Below are 23,972 nucleotides of genomic sequence, written 5' to 3'. Positions count from 1 at the left end.
CCTGATGTTTGCCAATTGCCAACGGGGCGGCATGGATATTGCCTTCCCCGACATCTGCAAGACACCACCGGCTCTGTTGCCGATTCCTTACCCGAATTTTGCGACGGGCCTGATGGGTATTCCCAATGCCTGGAACATCCTGTTGCAGGGTGGGCCTGCCCATAACTTGCTCACAACGATACCCTTGAGTAATGGTGACAATCCGGGTGTGGCTTTGGGCTTGATCTCGCAAACTGTGATGTCGCGTTCGCGCTCCATTACCTGTGTGCCTAATGTGCTGTGGAAGGGAATCCCGGCGACCCGTCTGACTAGCTTGAGCATGCAGAACACGGTGAATACGGTGGGCATGCGGGTAGTGCCCAGCCAGTTCAAAGTGCTGTTGCTAGGTGGCGGTGGTGCGGGGGGCGGCGCCGGTAAAGGCGGCAAGGGTGTGTCGGGCAGCGGGCCGGAGGCGGCGCGTAAAGCGGCAGCACGTGAAGCCAAGCGGGCGCAGCTTAAACGCAACCGGCGTCGGGGTGCGCAGCGAGAGCGCGAGGTCGAGGCCGAGCTGAAGCAGGAAGGCCACGAGGTCATGGGCACGCAGGTGTCTGCAAAAACCCCATTGACCCGCCGTGTGATCGATATACTGATCAAGGACAAGAACACGGGCAAAATCCGGGCGGTCGAAGTCAAGAGCGGGGGAGCGCGCCGCTCCGCAACCCAGAAGGCCAAGGACAAGGCAATGGAGAGCAAGGGCGCAGAGTTGATTGGCAAGAATGCACCCAAGCAGCCACTTCCCAAGAACATACGCATACCTACGGAGGTTCGACATTGAAAACGCACACTGATCCCGTTAAATATGACGCTGTGGACTGGCATGTGGGCGGGGACTACCCCTCTGATCTGGGCCCGCAAGGTGGTCGCACGCACATCGGCATGTATCTGGCCTGGCTGGTGGAAAAAGGCCTGCTGGCCAATGCTTTTATGGACCGCTACCCCAACGAGGTGCGCCAGTGCCGTGATCACATGATCAAAGGCTCGCAACTGCTGCAAGAGTGTTGCGACGATGTGCTGGTCAGCGAAGACATGTCCGAGCAGGGCAAAGCCTTTAGCGATTTTTACTACGACGAGCTGTATCTGGATGATTACGTGGATACGCTGGACGACGAGGTTTTGCCATCCATCTATCACGTGCCTGACGATTGGGACAGCTACGAAACCTTGCGGCCGGTTCTGGAGCAACGCTACCAGCACTGGCGACAGGAGCAGGGGTTGGACGACTAGCTTCTCGCCAATTTTTTTCCTTTGAAAAGCGCTGCCTGCGGGTGGCGCTTTTTCCTTATTTGCTTCAAAAAGAGCGTAAATACATCCATTTTGCAAAATAAGTAAGGAAAAATTTTCGTCAAAAAGGTGTCACCTTCAGTTCCTAGACTGGCTCCGTGATCAGTTATCCGAGACGACAGCTATGGTCGAAGGAATACAGGAGCAGTGGCAGCCAGCCTGGATTTTGGCTCCCGAAAACGCCCACTACGGCGAGAACCTGGAATACGAGGCAGACTTTCTGGCCTTGATGCAGGCCTTGCAAGTACAGGGCGAGCAGCAGTTTGGCCAAACCATCATTCCGGCCCAGGTGCCGGACTGGACGCGCATCGTGCGCCTGGTGCAGGATTTGCTGGACCGCTCGGCAGATATTCGCTTGCTGGTGGTGCTGGCCCAGGCGCGTTTGCAGACAGGTGGGCTGCCCGCTTTGGTGGAAGTGTGCGACTGGCTGCTCAGCGCCCTGCAACAAGGCTGGGAGCACGTTCATCCGCTTCTGCACGACGATGGTGAGCTGGACCCCTTGCCGCGCGTCAATGCGCTGGCCGGGCTGTCGGCTATTGATGGTCTGGGTCGCCTGATGCGTGAGGCTCCCGTGGTCAGCCTGGGGCATCGTCAACTGAATTTACGTGAAGTCGGCTATGTGTTGGATGGCAGCCAGAAAGATAGCGGCCTGCCGGGTCGTGACCGTCTGGTCGAAGAGTTGCGCCGTGCCTTTGCCGCCGGCCAAAGTCAGACCGTGGCCTTGAGTCGTCTACGTCAGTTCCGTCAGGAGCTGGAGGCCCTGGTGCATCGTCATCTGGATGCCGAGTGGTCCGTGCGTCTGGACGGAGCCTGGGACACCGTGGAAGCCGCCTGCGCAGTGCTGGATGCGGCGACTTCACTGTCTACCCCTTCTGCTCCCGAGCCTGTGCAGGAAAGTCACTCCACCAGCCCCGTGTCGCCGCAGCTCGCCAATCCGGCTCCCCCGGTGATGGGCTTGGCAGGCTGGCAGAACCTGCATGTTTCATCCCGCGAAGAGGTGGTGTTGTTGCTGGACAAGCTGGTGGCGTATTTCGAACAGCACGAACCCAGCCATCCTGCCCCTTTGCTGCTGCGTCGTGCCCAGCAACTGGTGCCCATGGGTTTTCACGAGCTGATTCGTGACCTGGCTCCCGGTGCCTGGGATCAGATCCAGGTTTTCATGCCTCGATCCGAAGTGGCGACAGCCGCTTCTTAATTCCATAAATCAACTGGAGAAGACCTGATGTCTGTGAAATCCAATTCTGGCAGCGGCCAGAAATTCCTTGGGCGCAATCGGGCTCCGCGTGTGCAAATTGAGTACGACGTTGAACTGTACGGCGCCGAGCATCGTGTGCAACTGCCTTTCGTGATGGGTGTGCTGGCGGATCTGGCCGGGCACAACACGGAGAGCCAGCCGGAGCTGGGCGAGCGCAAGTTTATGGAAATCGACGTGGACAACTTCGATGACCGCATGAAGTCCATCGCACCCAAGCTGAACATGCAGGTTCCCAACAGCCTGAAGGGCGATGGCGTGATGGGAGTGGAAGTGTCTTTTGACTCCATGGACAGCTTCTCCCCGGCTGAACTGGCCCGTCAGATCGAACCTTTGGCCCGCCTGCTGGAAGCTCGTACCCAGCTGGCGAATTTGCTGACTTATATGGATGGCAAAAGCGGAGCGGAAGAACTCTTGTCCCGTCTCCTGCAGCAGCCCGAACTCTTGCGCGCCCTGGCTGGCCGCCCGCCCCAGGCCCTGACGATGGACGAGTCCCAGCCCGATCAGGACAACGAGCCCAAAGCATAAGGAGCCCATCCCATGACTTCCACCCAGACCTTGACCGCCACTCGCGATACGGCCCAGCTGGACGAGCTGTCCAGCCTGTTGCAGCAGGAGTTTCGTCCCAAAACCGAGCAGGCTCAGCAGGCGGTTGAGTTTGCCGTCACCACGCTGGCCGAGCAGGCGTTGGACCAGTCCGTAACCTTGAGCGACGACGCCTATCAAACCATTCAGGCAGTGATTGCCCAGATCGATCAGAAGATGACCGAGCAGATCAATCACATCCTGCATCACCCCGAATTTCAGCGCCTGGAAGGGGCATGGCGGGGCCTGCACCATCTGGTCAGCAATACCGAAACTGATGAGCTGCTGCGTATCCGCGTGATGCCTGCGACCAAGAAGGAATTGGCGCGCAACCTGAAGCGCTACAAAGGGGTGGCTTGGGATCAAAGTCCTTTGTTCAAGAAAGTGTACGAACAGGAATACGGCCAGTTTGGTGGCGAACCCTTTGGTTGCCTGGTGGGGGATTATCACTTCGACCACAGTCCGCCTGATGTGGAAATGCTGGGTGAGCTGGCTCGTATCGGCGCTGCCGCGCATAGCCCCTTTATCGCCGGTGCTGCGCCGTCCGTGATGCAGATGGAATCCTGGCAGGAGTTGGCCAATCCGCGTGATCTGACCAAGATTTTTTCCAATACCGAGTACGCCGCCTGGCAAAGCCTGCGCGAATCTGATGATGCCCGTTATCTGGGCCTGGCCATGCCGCGTTTTCTGGCGCGCTTGCCCTATGGCGCACGTACCAACCCGGTTGATGAGTTCGACTTCGAGGAAGATACCGACGGAGCCAGCCACGACCGCTATACCTGGGCCAACTCGGCCTATGCCATGGCGGTGAATATCAACCGATCCTTCAAGCATTTTGGCTGGTGCACGGCAATTCGCGGTGTGGAGTCGGGCGGTGCGGTCGAGAACCTGCCTTGCCATACCTTCCCCACGGACGATGGCGGTGTGGACATCAAATGCCCCACGGAAATTGCCATCAGCGACCGCCGCGAGGCCGAGCTGGCCAAGAACGGATTCATGCCCTTGGTACACCGCAAAAACTCGGATTTTGCGGCCTTTATCGGTGCCCAGTCCTTGCAGAAGCCCCAGGAGTACTACGACGCAGACGCTACCGCCAATGCCCGTCTGGCGGCGCGCTTGCCGTATCTGTTTGCCTGCTGCCGTTTCGCGCATTACCTGAAGTGCATTGTGCGCGACAAGATCGGTTCCTTTCGCGAGCGCGACGATATGGAGCGCTGGCTGAACAGCTGGATCATGAATTACGTGGACGGCGACCCGACCAACTCTTCGCAGGAAACCAAGGCACGCAAGCCGCTGGCCGCCGCCGAAGTCTCGGTGCAGGAAGTGCCGGACAACCCCGGTTATTACGCTGCCAAGTTCTTCTTGCGCCCGCACTACCAGCTGGAAGGCCTGACGGTTTCCCTGCGCCTGGTGTCCCGTTTGCCGTCGCTCAAAGGCGAGCAGAACTGATTCCCACCCTGGCCTTTTGATGGCCTTATTCGACCTCCAAGGAGAAAAGCGTGTCTGTTGATATGTTCATGAAAATTGAAGGCGCCAATGGCGAATCCAAAGACTCCAACCACAAGGATTGGACCGATATCCAGTCCTTTTCGTGGGGCGCTTCGCAACCGGGTAGCATGAGCTCGGGCGGTGGCGGTGGCCAGGGTAAGGCCAATTTCAACGATCTGCATGTGGTCGCCCGCATCGACAAGGCTGCGCCTGCCGTGATGAAGCACTGCGCCAGCGGCAAGCACCTGGGCAAGGTGGAGCTGTCGGTGTGCAAGGCCGGTGGCGAGCAGGTGGAATACTCCAAAATCACCCTGGAAGAAGTGCTGGTGACTTCGGTTCAGCTCAATGCCGAGCGCGATGTGGAAAGCGTAATGGTCAATTACTCCTTCCAGGCCGCACGCGTCAAACAGCAGTACTGGGAACAGTCCGACCGCGGCAGCAAAGGTGCTGAAACGCTGGTGGCCTGGGACATCAAGCAGAACAAAGAAGCCTGATCGGGCTTGGGTTTTCAGGCAGGGCCGCTATGGACCGCTTTCGCTTACCGGGACGCCGCGGGGCCGCGCTGATGCGCGGTCAGGCGGATCGCTTGCAACCTTGTCTGCTGGACAGGCTGACCGACGAGCGGCCCGATCAAACCTGGGAACCTCCCCAGCCCATGAGCCAGTACCAGATGCGTCAGGCAGTATTGCGCGATCTGGGTCATTTGCTCAATACACCCAATCAGGGCGCTACCCCCTTGATGCAGGCCTTGGCTCATGTGCGCCGCTCCTGCCTGAACTACGGCATGAGCCCGCTGGCGGGCAAGACCATGAGCGAGGTGGAGTGGCTGGATGTGGAAGAAGCGCTGCGTACCGCCATCCTGCATTTCGAGCCACGTATTTTGCCCGATACCTTGCAGGTGCATTGTCTGGATCACAGGGCTCAGCGCGATTTGCATAACGTCTTGAGCCTGCGTATTCAGGGCCATGTCTGGTGCGAGCCGTATCCGCAGGAATTCTTGCTGCGCACCAGTATTGATCTGGAAAGCGGGCAGTTGGACCTTGAAGAGAGTTACGCGTCGGGATGAATCCGGAGCTGCTGCATTACTACAACCGTGAATTGGCTTACCTGCGCGAGCTAGGAGCCGAATTTGCGCAAGCCTACCCCAAAGTGGCGGCCCGTCTGGGTGTGCACGATACGGCGGTGGCTGACCCCTATGTCGAGCGTCTGCTGGAAGGATTCAGCTTTCTGACGGCTCGCATTCAGATGAAGATGGATGCGGAATTCCCCCGTCTCAGCCAGCAATTGCTGGATGTGATTCAACCTTCCTGGTTGATGCCCACCCCCAGTATGGGACTGGTGCAGTTTCGTCCCAGCATGAGCGAAGGTGCTCTGGCCAAAGGTTTTACCATGCCGCGCCACACCGCCTTGCGCTCCCGTATTCCAGCCGGAGAACAAACCGCCTGCGAGTTTTCTACTTGCCATGCCGTGGACTTGTGGCCCATGAGCTTGTCGCAAGTCCGTTTGGGGGATGTGGCGGCTGATCTGCCTCTGGCGGCTTTAGGTAGCCGACAGGCTGCACAAGCCCGTTCGGCTTTGAAACTGGACTTCACGGTGCATGGCGGTTTGACACTGGAGGAGCTGGCTCTGGATGAGCTTAGCCTGCATCTGGACGGCCCGGAATCTGACAGCAGCTTGCTGCTGGATGCCTTGCTGCGGCAGGCGTTGGGGGTGTTCATCCAAATGGAGGACGAGGCCCCACAATTTCTGGCTACGTCTGATTGTCTGACACACGATGGCCTGGAAGATGATCAAGCCATCTTGCCCATGGTGTCTCACGAGTTCTCCGGCCATCGCTTGCTGCGGGAGTATTTCGCCTTGCCGGGCCGTTTTGCTTTTGTACGGCTGCGTGGTCTGCAAGCAGCTATCGCCAGAGGACGTGCGCAGGAGCGAAAAAGCCGCCGCTGGAGCCTGCATATTGTCCTTAAGCAGGCTTGGCCCGATCTGGCGGCACGCGTTGGCCCTGGCCATGTGCGTTTGTATTGCACACCGGTCGTGAATTTATTTCGTCGACGCAGTGAACGCATGGCCTTGCGCCCTCAGGCAACAGATCATCATGTGGTCATGGACAGAACGCGTCCCATGGATTTTGAAGTTTGCTTGATGGAGCAAGTGCAAGGACATGGCCGACAGGGAACAGACGATGTGCTGTTTCGACCCTTGTATGCCAGCACGGCGCAGGATGCAGGACGCTATGGCAGTTACTACACTGTGCGACGCGAACCGCGTGTCGTGTCTGATACCCAGAAACGCTGGGGTGGCCGCAGCAGTTATGGTGGTAGCGAAGTGTATTTATCGCTGGTGAATCAGCACGAGCAGTCCGAGTTTTTTGGCATGAATCAGATCAGTGTTACGGCCTGGTGCAGCAACCGTGATTTGCCCTTGTTGCTGCCGCGCTCGCCCGAGTCTGACTTCAGCCTGCAAGTTTCGGCCCCTGTGTCCGGTGTCAGTTTATTGGGTGGTTTGACCCGTCCTCGACCTGCGTCAACCGGCGGTCGTCAGGCTTGGGATTTGATTTCACAGATGAGTCTGGCCCAGTTGGGTGTGGCCCAGTCCGACCCTAAGCAGGCTGCAGGTCGCTGGCGTGCCTTGCTGGCCCCGCATGTGGACAGCGCGGATGCCGGTGCCTTGCGTCAGTTGGCTTCCATTGTGGCGGTGCAGGCGCGGCCTGTGCAGAGGGCCATGCCGGTGCCAGGACCCTTGGTGATGGCGCGTGGCGTGCATTTTGAGGTCACGCTGGACCAAAGCGGTTTTCCCGGTGGCCGTCCTTTTGTTCTGGCCGCCGTGCTCAGTCGTTATCTGGCCCGTCATGTCAGCCTGAACAGTTTTGTCTCTACCCAGTTTCGTTCCGAGACAGGAGTGGAACTGGGAGTGTGGGGGCCGCAAGCAGGTACGCGGGCGGTGCTGTGAACCGGGCCGAGCAGGAACAGCTAAAGCCCCAGGCTTCTTTGGAAGAGCTGGGCCGGATCATTCAGCAATGGCCTTATGGCCATGATCTGTTTCGGGTTTTGCGGGCCGTTGATGCCTTGCAAGCCGCCCAAGGCCAGCCTCGTTTGGGAACCGCGTCTACGCCTCGCCAAGAAGATGTGCGGGTAGGCCAGCCTCCTAGTTTGGCTTTTGCGGCCTCCAGTGTGCAAACCGCTCGTTGGGACGATGAACAACTGCATCTGGATGTGCAGGGTTTTGGTTTGTGGGGGCCCAACGGCCCTTTGCCGCTGCACATGACGGAGTACTTTTTTCAGCGTAGTCGCAACTTTGGTGACCGCGCTGGTGTGGCCTTTCTGGACCAGTTTCATCACCGTCTGTTTTTACTGTTTTTCAGAGCCTGGGCACAAGCGCAAGCGGTCTGTGATCTGGAACATGATCAGGATGGTTTTACGCGCTGGCTGGCCAGCCTGGTCGGAGTCGGGAGCCCGAGCGAATCGGCTCCCATGAGCGACCATGCTGTCCATTTTCAGGCACCCGCGCTGGCGTCTCAAACCCGTAGTGCGCCTGCTCTGCAATCGCTACTGGCCAGCTATTTCCAATTGCCCGTCAGCATTCAGCAGAACGTGCCGGTTTGGGTAGCGCTGGATGATCAAACCCAGGTCAGCCTGGGTCGCAGTTGTTCGGGGCTAGGGAAAAATTCCGTTCTGGGTGCACGTATTCTGGATGTGCAGCAAACCATACGAATACGGATTGGCCCTTTGAGTCGGCAGGACTATGGCCGCTTCTTGCCAGGTCGTCCGGCCTGGCGGCAATTGCGCTATTGCCTGGCTTTGTATCTGGGCTTGGAGTGGTCGGTTCAGTTGCAACTGGTGTTACAAGCCAGCGAGCAACCTGATCTGGGTTTGGGGGCGGGCTTGGGTCTGGGCCAGGAAACCTGGCTAGGTCAGCCCGGCACACAGGACAGAGCGGATCTGTGCCTGTTTCTGGACAGCCGTCCAGATTGGCAAGAGCCGCGCAGCTAAGGCTTAGGCCTGACGCATTCCCTGCAAAAGATCGAACTCGTTTTCCTTGTCGGACAAGGTGCTGACCCACTCCGGGGCGCGACCCAACTCTGGCTGCCAACTGGCTGCCGGAATGGTGCTGTCGGTGCTGGGTGAGCTGGCTGGTTTGGCTGCTGTATCGAAGGGGTGCTTGTCCGAGGGCGCAGGCATGGGGCCACCGACCGGGACCATGCCGGGAACATGCAGATCTGCGAAAGGATTGGCCACAGGCGCAGCTGCCAAAGGCGTTTCATTTTGTGTGACAGGGCTGACTCCCGATTCCACCCGGTAGTGCATTTCCCCCAAAGTCAGGCGATCCCCATTCTGCAAGGTCTTGACCTGTGCCAGTGCCAATTCGATGCCATTCACGGCGACCTGACCGTCTGAGCTGGCTCGTTGAATCGTCAGCACATCGTGCTGGCGACGCAGGTAAGACAGCACGGGCGGCGTTTGATTGTTATCGGGCAAAACCAGATCAGCCTGAGTCCAGGAACCGCAGACCAGACCGGGTTCAGGAACAGGGCGCGGGGCTCCACCGGACTCTGCTTGCAAACGCCAATCTACAGCTGTGCTCATGGCTGTGCTCCTGCCACTTTTTCATAAACCGGGCCCCAGGTGGGATGACCGCGCTCGGCCTGGGCCAGGGTAAAGCCAGGGTCTACAGCCCGTGCCTGCTTGAAACGCTCTTCACACAAAAAAGTGTAGTCGCGCACGCAAAAGCTGAAGGCCTGCAGTTTCAAGGCTTCGCTGTATTGATTGGGTGCGGCAGCAGGCAGGGTGCTGGAGCGGCCCACTTGCCGGATCACGGTGCTGTAGTCACCTTCATTAAAGGCAGAGCGTATTTGCTCCAGTTCAGCTTCGGCAGCCGGGCTGAAAACAGCCACTGGCTTGTTCTGAGTTTGGGCGCAGGCTGTCAGTAAAAGGGCCAGAGCCGGAACGATCAGGCGGGCAGGTAAATACATGGCAGGAAAAAGAAAAGTTGTACTTGCCCTCAAGACTAGGAAAGGAAAAAGACAGCCACATGACATGACGCGGACGGTTTTGTAAGAGTTGTTGCGCAAGGGTAAGCACCGAAACACCCCGTGTCCTTAACAAAGTTGTCGTATTCATGCTTTTAGATGGGGCGCATTGCCATTCAAGGAGACATCGTGACCGTTCGCCGATTGCTTCGTTTGTGTTCGTTGCTGATGCTGGGTTTGCTGGCCTCGTGCGCGTCCACCTCCAGTCGCATGGCCGTGCCCTACGAGATTGTTCTGACTGCGGATGAACAGCTCAACCCGGATGCCACGGGTCGGCCCTCCCCGGTACAGGTGTTTGTGTTCGAGCTGCGCTCGGGCAGCACCTTTGAATCCAGGGACTTCTTCGCCCTGCAGTCCGACCCGCAACAAGCCTTGCAGGCGGATCTGCTCAATGTGGAGCAGATCGTGCTGCGCCCCGGCCAGACTCATACCTTCAAAAGGCCAGGCGATTTGCAAGCCACCGCTGTTGGCGTGGTCGTAGGGTATCGCGAGCTGGATGCCAGTGTGTGGCGTGTCCTCTTGCCCCTGCCCGAGTCGCGCACCACCAATATCTACAAGTTCTGGCAGTCGGCCCCGGACGCCGTCCAGGTCAGTCTGCAATTACGCAAGAACGCCATTCATGTCGTTAATTGATGGGCGTGGAACGGATTATTTCAATGGATAAAGTCATTTGGACCGAAGGGCTGTTTTTACGGCCTCAGCATTTTCAGCAGATGGAGCGCTATCTGGAGCACTATGCCCACGCCGGAAGGCGGGCTGCGCAGCCGTTTTGCTGGGGCTTTGAAACCTTGAGTCTGGACGAACAGGCCCTGAGTATGGGCAGTGTCGCATTGCGCGAAGCGCGCGGTTTGTTGCCGGATGGCACGCCCTTTGATTGCCGGCCGGGAGCGATGCAGATTGTGGCCTGGACGGCCCCCGAAGTGGTGCGTCCCGAGCGTCTGATGCTGGTGCTGCCTCGTCGTCAGGCCGGGCGGGCAGAGATTCAGTTTGATGGGCACAGCTCGCGTCGTTCGCGTTATGTGGTCAGCGAGCAGGATTTGTATGACAGCAGTGGTTTGTCACCTGAACCCTGCCTGTCGCAACTGGGGCGTTTGCAGCCTGTTTTGCTGCCCGAATCCGAGGTGTATGAAGACAGTGTTGCCATGCCCGTGGCCCGCATTCTGGAGCGCAGACCCGACCGCTCGCTGGTGTTGGACCCGGATTTCATTCCTCCTATCTTGTCCATTCAGGCCCATGCCCGGCTAAGTGCTCTAAGCGCGGATGTGCAGGCTTTACTGCAGGCCCGTGCCCAAGCTCTGGCAGAACGCCTGGGGCCGGGAGGGCGCGGGCAGGGCGATGTGGCCGACTTCATGATGCTGGAGCTGGTCAATCGCTATCGGGCTGCCTTGTGGGCCATGGAGCAGCGCGTACACGTACATCCTGGCGAGCTGTATCAGGCCTGGATGGAATTACATGGTGCTTTGGCTACCTACACCCAGGACGGGCGTCAGCCGCTGATCTGGCCTTCCTATCAGCATGACGATCTGGCCCAGTCCTTCTTGCCGCTAGTGCTGGAGTTGCGCCGTGCTCTGTCCGTGGTCCTGGAGCAGCAGGCCGTGTCGATTGCGCTGGAGGACAAGGGGCAGGGCGTACGTCTGGCCCAGATTGCGGATCGTGCGCTCTTGCGACAAGCGGGTTTTGTATTGGCCGTGCAGGCCGATTTGCCCGCCCAAACTGTGCGGCAGCATTTTGCGGCACAGGTGAAATTGGGGCCGGTAGAACGCATCCGCGATCTGGTGCATCTGCAATTGCCGGGCATCGGTTTGCAGCCTTTGTCTGTCGCGCCACGAGCCTTGCCGTATCACGCAGGATTCACCTACTTCGAGCTGGAAAAAGGCGGCGAGTTGTGGCGTCAGCTGGAGCAGAACGGCGCATTAGCCCTGCATTTGGCCGGAGACTTTCCTGGCCTGCAACTTGAGTTTTGGGCGATACGCCGCTGATCCGGAGCATGGCTATGAACGAGACAGTTTCCTGGAGTAATGGCCCGGTTCCGGACGAGCGCCGATCGCGGGCGGATGCACCGCGCTTTGTTCCGCAAGGAGCCAATCCCCTGTTGGAGGCCGCCAATCCTTTGCTGGTGATGGTGTCCGATATACGCCGCAGCGCCCGACATGCAGACCCGGCGGGTCTGCGTGCCAAGCTGGTGGCTGAAATCCGGCAATTTGAGTTGCGCGCACAGGCCGTGCCCGTGGCCAATGAAACCATTTTGGCGGCTCGCTATTGCCTGTGTACGACCCTGGACGAGGCGGCTGCGCTCACCCCTTGGGGGCAGGCCGGAGTCTGGTCCTCGCACACTTTGCTGGTCACCTTTCACAACGAGACCTGGGGCGGGGAGAAGTTCTTTCAGCTTCTGGATAAATTGATGCAAAGCCCGGCGGCGCATTTACAGCTGTTGGAGCTGATGTACTTTTGCCTGGCTTTGGGTTTTCAAGGCCGCTATCGCGTGCATGAGCAGGGCGCCAGCCAGTTGGAAACCGTGCGCCAACGGCTGTACATGAGCTTGCGCCAGTATGGGCAGACGGTACCAGCCGCTCTGTCCCCGCATTGGCGCGACAACCCGGCGCAGAAAGTTGGCAAGCCTTTGCCTGTGCCTATCTGGGTGGCCGTTTGTGTGGCCTTGCTGCTGTGCTTGTTGATGTATCTGGGTACCAGTCTGTTGTTGAACCGGCAGTCTGATCGGGCTTTCGAGGACATTGTGGCTTTGCGCCTGCCGGCCTTGCAGACACAGGGCCAACCACCGTCTAGTGGCGTCGCACCGCCAGCACCTTTGGCCTTGGCAGAGCTGCTGGCCCCCGAGGTGGCCGAGGGTCTGCTGACCGTGCGAGATCAGGCCGATCGCAGCGTCATTATCCTGCGCGGCGACGGCCTGTTCGATTCAGGAGCTGACCAGATCCGTGCGCCGTTGCTTCCCGTTATTGCACGTATCGCCGATGCGGTGGAAGCCGCGCCGGGCTTGGTGCTGGTAGATGGCTATACCGATAACGTCCCCATACGCAGTGTGCGCTTTCCTTCCAATTTTCATCTCTCGCAGGCTCGTGCCGACTCGGTCAAGGCCGTCTTACAGGAGCGCTTGAGTCAGCCTGAGCGTGTGCGCGCACAAGGCCGGGCCGATGCTGCGCCTGTGGCGGACAATGGCACTGCTCAAGGTCGGGCACAGAACCGTCGGGTGGAGATCACGATTGTGCCCTTGAGCAAGGAGGCCGGGCAATGACACGTCTTTTGAGTCTGGTCTTCAGCCGCAGCGTCTGGACCTTTGTGGGTGTGCTGATCCTGCTGGTGCTGATCTGGTTGCTGGGGCCTTTGTTGGCGATTGGCCAAACCCGGCCATTGGAAACCGAGCTGTCACGCTGGATTGCGATGGCTGTGGTGGTGGTGTTCTGGTTGCTGCGCTTGTTGTGGCGCAGTTGGCGAGAAGGTCGCCTGAACGCGCAGTTGCTAGGCCAATTAAGCCGCCCGGCGCAGAAGGCGTCAGCATCGAGCAATACGGCTACGCCGCATCCTTTGCAAAGCCAGTTTGATGAGGCGATCGAATTGCTCAAGCGGATTCGCTTCGGTTCGCATATGGGCGGGCGTTTGCGTTCCTTGTTGTCGCGTCAGTACGTGTATCAGCTGCCCTGGTATGTGTTCATCGGTGCACCCGGAGCGGGTAAAACCACAGCGCTGGTCAATTCCGGCTTGCAGTTTCCCTTGTCGGAGCGCTACGGAAAAACGTCGCTGCGAGGCGTGGGTGGTACGCGCAATTGTGATTGGTGGTTTACCGACGAAGCCGTCTTGCTGGATACGGCAGGCCGCTACACTACACATGAAAGTGATCCGGTAGGAGATGAGCAGGAATGGCGTGGTTTCCTGGGCCTGCTCAAGCGCTATCGCCGCAGGCAGCCGATAAATGGCACTTTGCTGACTATCAGCGTGCCAGATTTGTTGTCCAGCACGGCCGCGCAACGTCACGATCATGCGCAGGTCTTGCGCCAGCGCCTGGCCGAATTGCGCGAGCGTTTGGGGATTCAGTTTCCTATCTATGTGCTGGTCACCAAAATGGATTTGCTCCAGGGCTTTCAGGAGTATTTCGACCATTGTGATCGTCAGGAGCTGGAGCAAGTCTGGGGCTTCACCTTGCCCTATGAAAGCTCGCGCGAAGCGGGATTCTCCTTGTCGCACACCTATGGGCGCGAGTACGAAGCCTTGCATCAACGCCTGGAGCGTGGTCTGGCGGCCGTGATGGCCGAGCAGCCCAACGAAAGCGTGCGTGCCGAAGCCTATCTGCTGCCACAACAGTTTGCTCGCCTGGGGCCGGTGCTGGAGGAGTTTCTGGAACAGGTGTTTAGCCAGTCCCGCTTCGAGGCACCACTGTTGCTGCGCGGCGTGTACTTCACCAGTGGTCGGCAAGGAGGTGTGCGTCTGGATCAGGTGCGGGACTCCATGCGCGAGTATCTGGAAGTGGATGTGCAGGCGGATCAAGCGCAGCCGGTGGCCGGTCAGGGCCGCAGCTATTTTCTGACCCAGCTGCTGAAAGAGCTGATCTTTCAGGAGGCCGGTGTTGCAGGCCGCGACGAGCGCTGGGAGCGCCGCGTGCGCCTGCGTCATTTTCTGGTCTACGGTTTGGTGGCGGTGGGTGTGTTGCTATTGGGGCTGGCCTGGAGTCGCAGCTTTCTGTTGAACCGCAGCTATGTGGAGCAAGTTGAAGGACGTGTCCCGCAGGCTCAGCAACAGGCGGACCAAACACAGGTGCTGGATACCACACCGGCGGTCGGCTTGCTGCCTTTGCTGGATATGTTGTCGTTGCTGCCGCAAAGCGATCAGTTTTCCTTGAATGCGCCCGGTTTGGAGCGGCGTATGGGCCTGTATCAGGGTGACAAGATGAAGGCCGCTGCCGATACCGTCTACCAACGCGCTTTGGAGAAATTGCTGGCCCCCTTGCTGGCGCGTCGTATCGAAACCGTGTTGCGTAGCGAGCAGGCGCAGGATCTGGAGTACGGCTACGAGGCCCTTCGCGCCTATCTGATGTTGTACGACACGCGACGTTATGACGCGGCCCATTTACAGACCTGGTTGCTGGGTAGTTTGAAACAGGACTTGCCGGCAGGCTTTACCCAGTCGCAATACGACAGGCTGGAGAGCCATGTACGTGCAGTGACGCAGGCGGGCTTGCTCTTGAATCCCTTCCCGCGCAATGAAGCCTTGATTGAACAAAGCCGGGAGCGTCTGGCGCGTATCAGCCTGGAGCAACGCACATACAGTCGCATGCGCCGCATTCTGGCGGCCACACCTGGACTGATGCCCATGTCTGTTGCAGGCATGGCCGGGCCGTACGCGGCCTCTGTGTTCAAGCGTGAAAGCGGTAAACCGCTAACCGAAGGGGTAGACGGTCTGTACACCTACGAGGGTTACTGGACCGTGGTTGAGCCACGCATCGACAGCGAGTTGCAGCAGATGCGTGAGGATGATCGCTGGATTCTGGGGCTGGATACGGGAGCCGGACAGTCCGAGGCGGCGCGTCGTGCGGCAAGCCAGGAGCTGCGTCGTCTGTATCTGCTGGATTATGTGCGTGTGTGGGATGAGTATCTGGCTGACTTGCGCCTGTTGCAAGGCGGCAGCTTGCTGGAAAACATTCAGCTGGCCCGCACCCTGTCCATGGCCGATTCTCCCTTGAAGCAGTTGGTCCAGCAGGTGGCTTTGCAAACTCGTCTGTTGCGAGAGGATGCGCAGCAGGGGGCCTCTTTGGGGGCACAAGCCAAAGTGCGGCTGGACGATACCCGGCAGGCGCTGGAGCAGATGTTTGGCCCGGTCGGGTTGGAGGGTAGTCGTCGTAATGAGCCTCAGGCCAAGCAGGTAGAGGCCATCGTGGATCAGCACTTCGAGCCTTATCACCGCCTGGCTTCCAGTAGTGGCGGGGCACCAGCGCCTATTGATGGCACCCTGGAGTTGCTGGATGAGTTCTATGCTTTTTTGACCTCCTCGGATGCTGCTCTGCGCAGCGCGGGTACACCGCCGCAGTCTAATGTCTTGACCAAGTTGCAGGCAGAGGCAGGTCGGTTGCCTGGGCCTTTACGTGATGCGCTGGATCAGTTTTCGGTGGGTGCTTCTGCCGAGATCGCGTCGCGGACTCAAGCCAGTTTGGGGCAGTTGGTAAACGCCACTATCGGTCAGTTTTGCCGTAGTGCGATTGCGGGGCGTTATCCCTTCGTCGCTCAATCCAGGCAGGATGTCGCACCTAACGATTTTGCCCGCATGTTTGCGCCGGGTGGCTTGATGGATGCCTTTTTTCAAGAGCATCTGATGCACCAGGTGGATATGTCAGGTGGGCGCTGGCGTTTCAAACCGGGCATAGATGGGCAGGCAGCGGCCAACTTCCGTTATCTGGATGCGTTTCAGCGTGCGGCTGTGATTCGGGATGTGTTCTTCCCGGCAGGCAGTAATCAACCGCGTATTGATATGGCGTTCACCCCGGTTCAGCTGGATGCAGAACTGTCGCAAGTGCTGCTGGATGTGGATGGCCAGGTGCTGCGTTATGCCCATGGCCCGCAGGTCGCCATGGGCGTGCAGTGGCCGGGGCCGCGTGGGGGCCGTCAGGTCAGTCTGGAGGCACAGCCACAATCCGAAGGGTCAGGGATGAGGGCGACAGGTGCCTGGGCGTTGTTGCGATTGCTGGACAAGGCACAGCCTGTATCGGGTGCGTCTGCTGGGGCACAGCGCTTGTCTTTTGCTTTGGGGAGTCGTCAGTTTGTGGTGGATGTGGTGGCCAATAGCTCCAGGAATCCGTGGCGTTTGGCGGAGATGAGAGGGTTTAGCTGCCCAGGGAGCCATTGAGATGCGCCAGGATGATTTCGACTCCAGCCCGGAGGTGATGTGGTACGGCAAGATTCCGGCCATGGGGGACTTTGTGCGCAGACGTATGCCCGAGCCGATTTTGTTGCCGTGGGAGCGCTGGTTCAGCAGTGGTGTCAGCCAGATTCGTTCGCCCAGCAAGACGGCTGGAGCCAATATGCCCAGCTCGCCTGTCCATGCCTGGGGATTTCTGATGTCCTTGCCGCATGGGGGTGTGCAAGCAGGGGCGGTCATGCCCAGTCAGGACCGGGTTGGGCGCGAGTATCTGGTGTGCGCTTTGGTGCCTTTGAATGCCGAGCAATGTCGGCGTGTCCGTCTGCCTGTACTGGCCAATATGGTTGAGCAATTGGGCCTGTCCTTGCAGCAAGGGGTGCGGTTTTGCTGGGCGGCAACCCAGTTGGATCAGACTTTGTGTAGTGCCGTGCCTTATGCCGGTTTGCTGGCGGAGAGTGCCGCCGCCCAGTCCGAGCAGCGCGATGCGGGGCAGGACATTCTGGATGTCTTGTACGGCTCTCGTGCGCCGTCTGTGCCACAAGACCCGTGGGCTGTCCTGCAGCCTTGTCTGGAGCCCGGCTCCCACCGTAGTTACTGGTGGTGCCTGGGCATGAACAATCCTAGCTGGCGCAGCGTGACGCACAGTGGCGAGCTAAGTCTGGCTCTGTTTCGGCGCTTGTTCGTGTCAGCAACAGCGGCAGATGCAGCAAGCCGCGCTTATCAACCATGGTGAGATCCCTCATGAAACGTACAAACTCTGCCAAGGATGTCCAGGGTCGCCCTTTGGGGCAGATTCTGGACTCTTTGCTGCTGGACCAACGGCTGGTGATTCTGGATCAATTGGCTTTGCAACTGGCCGAGCTGCATGAGCACCAGGAATGGTATGGCGTGCTGGGGCTGGATACGGTGGTTTTGAGTGATGAAGGTCTGGTTCAGTTATTGCCGCTGGAGCAGAACATGCACAAGCGCAGTCTGGCACAGGCGCGTGCTCAGGGTATGGCCTTTGATGAGCCTTGCGCGGCCCCCGAGCAATATGTGGATGATCCTGTGCGGCCTGCCGGTCCCTGGACGGATGTCTACGCTTATGCGGCCTTGCGCTGGCAACTGACAACGGGCTTTCCTCTGATGGCCGCCCCTTGGCGGCAGTTGAAAGATCCTGTGGTGATGGACGAGGACGCGGACGGTCCGACGCAGGCCATGTTGCAGGGTCTGGCCCTTGACTGGGTGCAGCGGCCTCAATCCATGGCTTCTTACCGAAGGCTGGAACGATTGGGGCAAGTGCCAGAGCCTGTGCCCGCACATGCTCCCGCTGCGCAAACTGTGCTGCCGATTACGCCTGAACGCCGGCCTTCCTTGCCATTGTGGCTGGCGGGCTTGGCAGTAGTCGTTCTGGCAGGGCTGGGGGCGGCGTATTGGAGCGGTGATGGCGATACTTCCGGGCCTGCTGTTGCAGCGTCTGATTCCAATCGTCCGGCGGTGGTGGGCGCCACGTCTGAGGAGTCCACATCAAGGCTGGGACCGGGATCAATCACGTCGGAGTTGCAGGGCGGGCTGGTGGCGGCTGGGGAGTCCAAGCCGAATGATGTGGCTGCTTTGGGTGCAGGGGGGGCGTCTGCACCTCAATCGGGGCAGCCTTTGGAGGCAGGATCAGATCAGCTTGGGTCGCAGTCGACAGGTGCACAAAATGACTCGGTGGCAGGGCAGCAATTAGCCCAGGCTTCGGGCTCGCAAGCCGCGACAACACCGGAGTTGAAACTGCTGGCCGAGTCGGGAGCTTTGCAGCCTGCTTTGCCAGTTCAAACACAAAACACATCGGATGATACAGCTCGCTTGGCTTTGGCTGATCATGCTGCCGGAACAGCCGGAACAGCCGGAACAGCCGGAACAGCCGGAACAGCCGGAACAGCCGGAACAGCCGGAACAGCCGGAACAGCCGGAACAGCCGGAACAGCCGGAGCCGCTGGAGGGGGAGCAGCAATAACAGGCGCCTCCGGCGTTAATGAAACTACCGGGGCTGCGGGAAGTGCCGGAGCAATGGGAATTACCGGGACTGCTACGGCCACTGCATCAGGGGTGGCCGCAAGCACGCAAACCGACTCCTCTGAGCCTTCCGCGCAAGTCGATCATGTGGAACAACTGGAGCTGGTCGCTGCCAAGCCTGCGCCACCTGCCAAGGGCACAATCGCCCTGGATATACGGCCTTGGGGGGAGGTCTATGTGAATGGCCGAAAGCAAGGTGTCAGCCCGCCTTTGAAGTCCTTGTCGCTGGCTCCAGGCTCGCACCGCATTGTTATCAAAAATGCAGGCTTGCCAGAGTTCAGCACAACAATTCGAGTGCGCTCAGGAAAGACGGCCAGCGTCAGTCACGAGTTCAAATAGGCTGCGAGAACCGAGAACGAAGACGCTCGAAGGCGGCGTAGCTGACTTACGTCGTCTTGCGCTTGCCGATCAGCCCTGTAGCCAGCAATGTCCCGAACAGAACGGTACTCATACCGATCAGCATCTGCGCGGTCAGGGCCTCGTCCAGCAGCAAGGCACCCCACAACACCCCAAAAGGCGGCACCAAAAAGGTCACCGTAATGGTTTTGGAGGGGCCGACATTGGACAGCAGGCGGTAAAAAATCAGGTAAGCGACTGCGGTACACAGCAAGGATAAGGACAGCGCAGCCCCCCAGGCATGCAGGCCCGGAAACTGTGCGGGCCACCAGTAAATGGCTGCGGGCAATAGAACCAATGTTGCGCTGACCATGCTGCCTGCTGCTACTGCCTGTGGCTGCACGCCGCGCAGATAGCGGGCGGTAAAGTTGGCGGCAATACCGTAAAACACTGTGGCCAGCAAAGATGCCAGCACAGCCCAGCCTTCGGCGCCTTTATTGAAGCTGAGCTTGTCGTACACCAGAATCAGAATGCCCAGGAAGCCCAGACACAGGCCCAGAATGCGGCTGGGTGTCAGGCGCTCTTTCAACCAGACTCGTGCCACCAGTGCGCCGAACAAGGGAGCCATGGCATTCAAGACGGCCAGCAAGCCCGACTCCAGTCGCAAGGCTGCGAAGGCGTATAAGGAGAAGGGCACGGCGGCATTTAGAATGCCCAGCGCAAAGATGGGTTTCCAGTTCGCCAGAAAGATGGGCAAGCGTCCCGTGGCGGTGATGTAGCTCATCAAGGCCAGGGCGCTGACACCGACCCGTATGGCGGTCAGGGGAAAGGGGCCAAAGTCGGGGACCGCTTGCAGCGTAAATAAAAACGAGCCGCCCCAGATGGCGGCCAGCAGGAATAAATCGCGTAAGTCTTTGGGGGACATGGGAGTCAGATTGGTGGCGGCGGTCCGCATGGGCCGCATAACAGAGCCGATTGTAATCCTCTGGCCGCGACCAGGACACCGATGCGGGACGTTCAAGTGGAAGGTCTGAAATCCCTTGATGCTTTAAACAGACAGCTCGTTGTTCAAAGCCCGTTTCAGGACGTTGAAGACGCGTTTGTCCCCGCATTGAGCGACGTTGAAGCGCAGAAACTGGGCAGCATCAGGAGCTTGGCTGAAAACAGGGCCAGGGGCCAGCACGATGCCATGGGGTAGACAGGCGCGTGTCAACGTCAGGGCATCATGCCCGGCGGGCAGGCGCACCCAGAGAAACATGCCCTCGCGGGGGCGCAGCCATGGCGTCAGGCCAAGTTGCTGCAGCTGTGTCACGGCGTGATCCATGGCTTTGGAGAGCCGGTATCGAACTCGTTCCAGATGTTTGCGATAGCCGCTGTCGCCAAGCGCGCTGTTCAGAATATGCGAGGCCAGGCGGTTGCTGCTGAAACTGGTGGCGGTACGCAAATCGACCAGGCTTTCTATCCATGGCGTCTGGGCAGCGATATAACCGCAGCGCAAGGCGGCCGACAGTGTTTTGGAAAAACTGCCTATCTGTACCACACGGGACAGGCCATCCAGCGCGGCCAGACGGGTGGCGGGTCGGGTTTCCAGATCCCCGAAAATATCGTCCTCAATAATGTAGAGGTCGGCACGTTGCGCCATGGCCAGCACGCTATGGGCCGTCATGGCCGAAAGACGCGCGCCGGTCGGGTTGTGTATGCCTGAATTGGTGATGTACAGGCGGGGCTTGTGTTCTTGCAGGGCTGCCTCGAAGGCGGCCAGATCAGGGCCCTGATGGGTATAGGGCACGCTGGCGATTTTGGCCCGATGCGCTCGCAGCAGCGCATGGAAATTGAAGTAGCAGGGGTCGTCCACCAGGACCGTATCGCCTGGCTCCAGAAAGAAGCGACAAAGCAGGTCAATAGCTTGAGTGCCCGAGTCGGTCAGCATGATGTGATGCGGGGCAGCATCTATTTCGGACTGCACGAGACGGCGGGCCAGCATTTGTCGCAAGGGCTCCAGGCCCAGAGGCGAGCCGTAGTCCGTCAAGTCCGCGCTGGGGCTACGGGCGGCCTTACGTAAACCGCGGCGCACTCCTTGGTCATACATCCAATCCGAGGGCAGCCACCCGCAGCCGGGCATCAGGACATCGGCCTCGGCTTCCAGAGATTGGCGCGAGATCCATAAAGGATCGATATCCTTTTCCAGAGCTGGTTCCAGGGCGGCCAAGCTGAGTGGAGCCAAAGGAGCCGTCACATAAAAACCGGAACCCGCGCGAGCCTCGATCAGACCTTCGGCGGCCAGCCTGCCATAGGCTTCGACAATCGTGGACACTGACACGCCTGCCGATTTTGCTTGTGCGCGTACGGATGGCAGGCGGGTGCCGGGCGGGTAGGTCCGTGCCGCGATGCGTTCACGTACGGATTGCATGATGTGGTCGATACGGGTCAAAGCAGACATGGGGCGGGCTCGGGCACGGTGTACGGGTCTGGTAAGCAGTACAGTTTTTTAAAACTGTACTGGACTGTGCCTGTGTATGCTGGCATAGCTGTGTTGTACTGACAAGCATCTTTGTTGGAGAGTGAATGATGGATAGCAAGGCAGTCAGCTGGCTAAATGGCTTTATAGGCGTAGCAATCTTTGCCGGATCTCTGCCGGCTACACGTGTTGCTGTGCTGGGCATGGATCCTTTTTTCCTGACTGGCGCGCGAGCGGTAGTCGCTGCCTTGTTGGCAGCTGTCTGGTTGCTGGTCGGGCGTGTGGCACGGCCAAAGCGATCAGACTTGTTACCCCTGGCCGTGGTTGGTTTTGGTGTCGTGCTGGGATTCCCCTTGTTGACGGCGCTGGCCTTGCAGTACATCACTTCGGCGCATTCTATTGTGTATGTCGCCTTGCTGCCTTTGTGCACAGCCCTCTTCGGGGTGGTCTTGGCCGGAGAGCGGCATAAGCCCGTGTTCTGGCTGTGCTCTGTTTTGGGCTGCTTGCTGGTGATGGCCTATGCCGCGCGAGAAGGTCTGGATGCGGCCTGGCAAGGGGACCTGTATATGCTGGCCGCCGTGGTGGTGTGTGGCTTGGGTTATGCCGAAGGTGGACGTCTGTCGCGTCGTTTGGGTGGCTGGCAAGTTATTTGCTGGGCCCTGGTGCTCTCCTCGCCTTTCATGTTCGTCATGATGCTGTGGTTCTGGCCGCAAACATTCAGCAATGTGAATACAGCAGCTTGGTTAGGTTTCGGCTATGTGTCAGTGTTCAGCATGTTCCTGGGGTTTGTGTTCTGGTATCGGGGGTTGGCGCAGGGCGGGATTGCCGCAGTGGGGCAACTGCAGTTGTTGCAGCCTTTTATGGGCCTGGGATTGGCTGCCGCCTTGCTGGGTGAGTCCGTCAATGCCAGCATGATCTGGGTGACTTTAGGCGCTGCCTTGTGCGTGGCGGGGGCGCGGCGCTTTGCCTCCTGATGGCAGAAGCCGGACGATAAAAAACCGGCCTGTCCCATTCATGGACAGGCCGGTTTCAAGACAAGCTGAGCAAGCGTTTTAGGCTTCCGCGTGCTTGGCTGCTTCTACCGCTGCATGCGTATCTTCTTTAGCACCATTAAAGAACAAGTTCAGCAGAACGGCAGCAATCGAGGTCAGCAAGATGCCCGATTCGATCAGCGGGTGAATGGCGTGAGGCATCCACTGCATGTAGTTGGGCGCAACCAGCGGAATCATGCCGACGCCAATGGAGATGGCCACGATCATGGAGTTGTTGCGGTTGGTTTTGTAATCCACGTTGGACAGGATGCGAATACCGGTGGCCGTCACCATACCGAACATCACAATCCCGGCGCCGCCCAGCACCACTGTGGGCAGGGACTCAACCAGGGCAGCCATTTTGGGCAGCAGGCCCAGAATGATCAAAATCACACCCCCGGCCACGCAGACAAAGCGGCTGCGCACGCCTGTCACGGCAACCAGGCCCACGTTTTGCGAGAAGCTGGAGTAGGGGAAGGTGTTGAAAATGCCGCCCAGCAAGGTGCCCAGTCCGTCGGTGCGCAGGCCGCGTGCCAGATCTTTCTGGTCCACTTTCTTGCCTGTCATGTCGCTAAGAGCCAGGAACATGCCGGTAGACTCAATCAGCACCACAATCATGACCAGTGTCATGGTCGCAATGTGCAGGATATTGAACTTGGGCATCCCAAAGTGGAAGGGCAGAACCAGATCAACCCAAGCTGCATTGGCGACTTTCTCGTAGGTCATGATGCCCATGGCCGAGGCCACAACGGCGCCAATAACAATACCCAGCAAGACGGCCACGTTAGCCAGAAAGCCTTTGGCAAATTTGGCGATCAGCAGGATCGAGGTCAGCACGATGGCGGCAATGCCCAGGCCAGTCAGGTTGGCGTAGCGCGGGTTCGGTACCGTTGCTTTCAGGGCCAGACCTTCTGGAGGTGGGGGCAAGGCCGAGCCGGGCATGGCCGCGGCCGATTGTGCGTGTTGAATCCAGGCCAGGTGGTCGGGGTTGATGACCGTGGGGGCGGTAGGGCCAACAGGGTTACCGAAAATCCAGTTGATCCCCACGCGCATCAGCGTAATGCCGATCATGGCAATAATGGTGCCGGTGACCACAGGCGGGAAAAAGCGCAGCATGCGGCTGACGGCAGGGGCGATGATCATGGTGATGATCCCCGCCCCGATGACCGTGCCAAAGAGTAACTGGGCTCCTTCCTGGCCGGGGTTGGCCTGTGCCATGGAGACCATGGGGCCGACAGCGGCGAAGGTCACGCCCATCATGACGGGCAGCTTGATACCAAAATACTGCGTAAAGCCCATCGATTGGATGATGGACACGATGCCGCAGACAAACAGGTCAGCAGCAATCAGGATTGATACTTCTTCAGACGTCAGGTTTAATGCCCGGCCCACAATTAGTGGAACCGCGACGGCACCGGCGTACATTACCAGAACGTGCTGCAAGCCCAGTGCAGCCAGCCTGCCGTTCGGTAATCGTTCGTCGACGGGTGCGGTGGTCGCGTTCGTACCCATGAAATGTCTCCAGAGTGGATTAATTATTAGATGAAGCCATTTCAATGTAACGGCGTGCGACAGCCC

At 59.1% G+C, this 23,972-nt stretch carries 21 protein-coding genes; 16 read left to right on the top strand and 5 right to left on the bottom strand.

Annotation, left to right across the window (positions count from 1 at the left end; genetic code table 11):
- Positions 1-4 precede the first annotated feature (4 nt).
- The 9 genes from NIZ92_RS17915 (at position 5) to tssG (ending at position 8,634) form a co-directional block, all read left to right on the top strand.
- The gene (locus NIZ92_RS17915; protein WP_026483655.1) at positions 5-814 is read left to right on the top strand and encodes a DUF4150 domain-containing protein; all 810 of its coding nucleotides are present in this window, start codon (positions 5-7) and stop codon (positions 812-814) included.
- The gene (locus tag NIZ92_RS17910; protein ID WP_009455524.1) at positions 811-1,263 is read left to right on the top strand and encodes a hypothetical protein; all 453 of its coding nucleotides are present in this window, start codon (positions 811-813) and stop codon (positions 1,261-1,263) included. Before NIZ92_RS17915 ends, NIZ92_RS17910 begins: the two co-directional genes overlap by 4 nt.
- 181 nt (positions 1,264-1,444) lie before the next feature.
- Positions 1,445-2,515, top strand: coding sequence for a type VI secretion system protein TssA (gene tssA, locus NIZ92_RS17905; RefSeq protein ID WP_254002393.1), 1,071 nt, complete (start codon positions 1,445-1,447; stop codon positions 2,513-2,515).
- 27 nt (positions 2,516-2,542) lie between these two features.
- The gene (gene tssB / locus NIZ92_RS17900) at positions 2,543-3,100 is read left to right on the top strand and encodes a type VI secretion system contractile sheath small subunit (RefSeq protein ID WP_254002392.1); all 558 of its coding nucleotides are present in this window, start codon (positions 2,543-2,545) and stop codon (positions 3,098-3,100) included.
- Between the two features lie 12 nt (positions 3,101-3,112).
- Complete coding sequence (gene tssC / locus NIZ92_RS17895; RefSeq protein WP_009455530.1) at positions 3,113-4,606, top strand: type VI secretion system contractile sheath large subunit; 1,494 nt, start codon at positions 3,113-3,115, stop codon at positions 4,604-4,606.
- Between the two features lie 50 nt (positions 4,607-4,656).
- Positions 4,657-5,139 (top strand): type VI secretion system tube protein Hcp, encoded by a 483-nt coding sequence (locus NIZ92_RS17890; protein ID WP_035270090.1) that lies wholly within the window; start codon positions 4,657-4,659, stop codon positions 5,137-5,139.
- 29 nt (positions 5,140-5,168) lie between these two features.
- Entirely contained in the window at positions 5,169-5,711 is a 543-nt protein-coding gene (gene tssE / locus NIZ92_RS17885) for a type VI secretion system baseplate subunit TssE (RefSeq protein WP_021447237.1), read from the top strand.
- On the top strand, positions 5,708-7,594 hold the full coding sequence (gene tssF / locus NIZ92_RS17880; RefSeq protein ID WP_254002391.1) for a type VI secretion system baseplate subunit TssF: 1,887 nt from the start codon (positions 5,708-5,710) through the stop codon (positions 7,592-7,594). The genes tssE and tssF overlap by 4 nt, the downstream gene beginning before the upstream one ends.
- The gene (tssG, locus tag NIZ92_RS17875) at positions 7,591-8,634 is read left to right on the top strand and encodes a type VI secretion system baseplate subunit TssG (protein WP_254002390.1); all 1,044 of its coding nucleotides are present in this window, start codon (positions 7,591-7,593) and stop codon (positions 8,632-8,634) included. The genes tssF and tssG overlap by 4 nt, the downstream gene beginning before the upstream one ends.
- Positions 8,635-8,637: 3 nt before the next feature.
- Here tssG and NIZ92_RS17870 read toward each other — a convergent pair whose 3' ends face one another.
- Positions 8,638-9,228, bottom strand: a complete 591-nt coding sequence (locus NIZ92_RS17870) for an FHA domain-containing protein (RefSeq protein ID WP_254002389.1) — start codon at positions 9,226-9,228, stop codon at positions 8,638-8,640.
- Positions 9,225-9,614, bottom strand: a complete 390-nt coding sequence (locus NIZ92_RS17865) for a TssQ family T6SS-associated lipoprotein (RefSeq protein ID WP_026483661.1) — start codon at positions 9,612-9,614, stop codon at positions 9,225-9,227. The genes NIZ92_RS17870 and NIZ92_RS17865 overlap by 4 nt, the downstream gene beginning before the upstream one ends.
- 186 nt (positions 9,615-9,800) lie before the next feature.
- Between NIZ92_RS17865 and tssJ the strand changes: the two genes are divergently transcribed.
- The 6 genes from tssJ to NIZ92_RS17835 are packed head-to-tail and all read left to right on the top strand — an operon-like array spanning position 9,801 to position 18,908.
- Positions 9,801-10,304 (top strand): type VI secretion system lipoprotein TssJ, encoded by a 504-nt coding sequence (gene tssJ / locus NIZ92_RS17860; protein WP_254002388.1) that lies wholly within the window; start codon positions 9,801-9,803, stop codon positions 10,302-10,304.
- A gap of 23 nt (positions 10,305-10,327) precedes the next feature.
- Positions 10,328-11,650: a type VI secretion system baseplate subunit TssK gene (gene tssK, locus NIZ92_RS17855; RefSeq protein ID WP_083055066.1), complete on the top strand. Its 1,323-nt coding sequence runs from the start codon at positions 10,328-10,330 to the stop codon at positions 11,648-11,650.
- Between the two features lie 14 nt (positions 11,651-11,664).
- Positions 11,665-12,921 (top strand): DotU family type VI secretion system protein, encoded by a 1,257-nt coding sequence (locus tag NIZ92_RS17850; RefSeq protein ID WP_254002387.1) that lies wholly within the window; start codon positions 11,665-11,667, stop codon positions 12,919-12,921.
- Positions 12,918-16,517 carry a type VI secretion system membrane subunit TssM gene (gene tssM, locus NIZ92_RS17845; RefSeq protein WP_254002386.1) on the top strand — a complete coding sequence of 1,200 codons (3,600 nt, stop codon included), beginning with the start codon at positions 12,918-12,920 and terminating at the stop codon, positions 16,515-16,517. The genes NIZ92_RS17850 and tssM overlap by 4 nt, the downstream gene beginning before the upstream one ends.
- A gap of 1 nt (position 16,518) precedes the next feature.
- Positions 16,519-17,262: a type VI secretion system-associated protein TagF gene (gene tagF / locus NIZ92_RS17840; protein ID WP_035270105.1), complete on the top strand. Its 744-nt coding sequence runs from the start codon at positions 16,519-16,521 to the stop codon at positions 17,260-17,262.
- 8 nt (positions 17,263-17,270) lie between these two features.
- Positions 17,271-18,908, top strand: coding sequence for a PEGA domain-containing protein (locus NIZ92_RS17835; RefSeq protein WP_254002385.1), 1,638 nt, complete (start codon positions 17,271-17,273; stop codon positions 18,906-18,908).
- A gap of 46 nt (positions 18,909-18,954) precedes the next feature.
- On the opposite strand, the gene NIZ92_RS17830 is transcribed toward NIZ92_RS17835, so the two are convergent.
- Positions 18,955-19,869: a DMT family transporter gene (locus tag NIZ92_RS17830; RefSeq protein ID WP_083054887.1), complete on the bottom strand. Its 915-nt coding sequence runs from the start codon at positions 19,867-19,869 to the stop codon at positions 18,955-18,957.
- Positions 19,870-19,953: 84 nt separating this feature from the next.
- Positions 19,954-21,345, bottom strand: coding sequence for a PLP-dependent aminotransferase family protein (locus NIZ92_RS17825; RefSeq protein WP_254002384.1), 1,392 nt, complete (start codon positions 21,343-21,345; stop codon positions 19,954-19,956).
- A gap of 128 nt (positions 21,346-21,473) precedes the next feature.
- Here NIZ92_RS17825 and NIZ92_RS17820 point away from each other — a divergent pair, with 128 nt between their 5' ends.
- A complete protein-coding gene (locus NIZ92_RS17820) occupies positions 21,474-22,337 on the top strand; it encodes a DMT family transporter (protein ID WP_203145835.1) in 864 nt (287 codons plus the stop codon).
- Between the two features lie 78 nt (positions 22,338-22,415).
- On the opposite strand, the gene NIZ92_RS17815 is transcribed toward NIZ92_RS17820, so the two are convergent.
- Entirely contained in the window at positions 22,416-23,906 is a 1,491-nt protein-coding gene (locus tag NIZ92_RS17815; RefSeq protein WP_115634524.1) for a nucleobase:cation symporter-2 family protein, read from the bottom strand.
- Positions 23,907-23,972: the final 66 nt, after the last annotated feature.

Source organism: Alcaligenes sp. 1735tsa3, from assembly GCF_024134565.1.
Taxonomy (GTDB): Bacteria; Pseudomonadota; Gammaproteobacteria; order Burkholderiales; family Burkholderiaceae_B; genus Alcaligenes; species Alcaligenes phenolicus.
The sequence above is the reverse complement of the archived record's forward strand: the minus strand, read 5'-3'. Positions and strand labels throughout refer to the sequence as shown.

Bases quoted from the DNA above. Each gene is read 5' to 3' on its own strand.
- NIZ92_RS17835 (WP_254002385.1), top strand. From the start codon at position 17,271: ATGAAACGTACAAACTCTGCCAAGGATGTCCAGGGTCGCCCTTTGGGG.
- tssC (WP_009455530.1), top strand. From the start codon at position 3,113: ATGACTTCCACCCAGACCTTGACCGCCACTCGCGATACGGCCCAGCTG.
- tssE (WP_021447237.1), top strand. From the start codon at position 5,169: ATGGACCGCTTTCGCTTACCGGGACGCCGCGGGGCCGCGCTGATGCGC.
- NIZ92_RS17820 (WP_203145835.1), top strand. From the start codon at position 21,474: ATGGATAGCAAGGCAGTCAGCTGGCTAAATGGCTTTATAGGCGTAGCA.
- NIZ92_RS17850 (WP_254002387.1), top strand. From the start codon at position 11,665: ATGAACGAGACAGTTTCCTGGAGTAATGGCCCGGTTCCGGACGAGCGC.
- NIZ92_RS17870 (WP_254002389.1), bottom strand. From the start codon at position 9,228: ATGAGCACAGCTGTAGATTGGCGTTTGCAAGCAGAGTCCGGTGGAGCC.
- NIZ92_RS17865 (WP_026483661.1), bottom strand. From the start codon at position 9,614: ATGTATTTACCTGCCCGCCTGATCGTTCCGGCTCTGGCCCTTTTACTG.
- tssK (WP_083055066.1), top strand. From the start codon at position 10,328: ATGGATAAAGTCATTTGGACCGAAGGGCTGTTTTTACGGCCTCAGCAT.
- NIZ92_RS17915 (WP_026483655.1), top strand. From the start codon at position 5: ATGTTTGCCAATTGCCAACGGGGCGGCATGGATATTGCCTTCCCCGAC.
- tssA (WP_254002393.1), top strand. From the start codon at position 1,445: ATGGTCGAAGGAATACAGGAGCAGTGGCAGCCAGCCTGGATTTTGGCT.
- tagF (WP_035270105.1), top strand. From the start codon at position 16,519: ATGCGCCAGGATGATTTCGACTCCAGCCCGGAGGTGATGTGGTACGGC.
- NIZ92_RS17815 (WP_115634524.1), bottom strand. From the start codon at position 23,906: ATGGGTACGAACGCGACCACCGCACCCGTCGACGAACGATTACCGAAC.
- NIZ92_RS17825 (WP_254002384.1), bottom strand. From the start codon at position 21,345: ATGTCTGCTTTGACCCGTATCGACCACATCATGCAATCCGTACGTGAA.
- NIZ92_RS17830 (WP_083054887.1), bottom strand. From the start codon at position 19,869: ATGCGGCCCATGCGGACCGCCGCCACCAATCTGACTCCCATGTCCCCC.
- tssF (WP_254002391.1), top strand. From the start codon at position 5,708: ATGAATCCGGAGCTGCTGCATTACTACAACCGTGAATTGGCTTACCTG.
- tssM (WP_254002386.1), top strand. From the start codon at position 12,918: ATGACACGTCTTTTGAGTCTGGTCTTCAGCCGCAGCGTCTGGACCTTT.
- tssB (WP_254002392.1), top strand. From the start codon at position 2,543: ATGTCTGTGAAATCCAATTCTGGCAGCGGCCAGAAATTCCTTGGGCGC.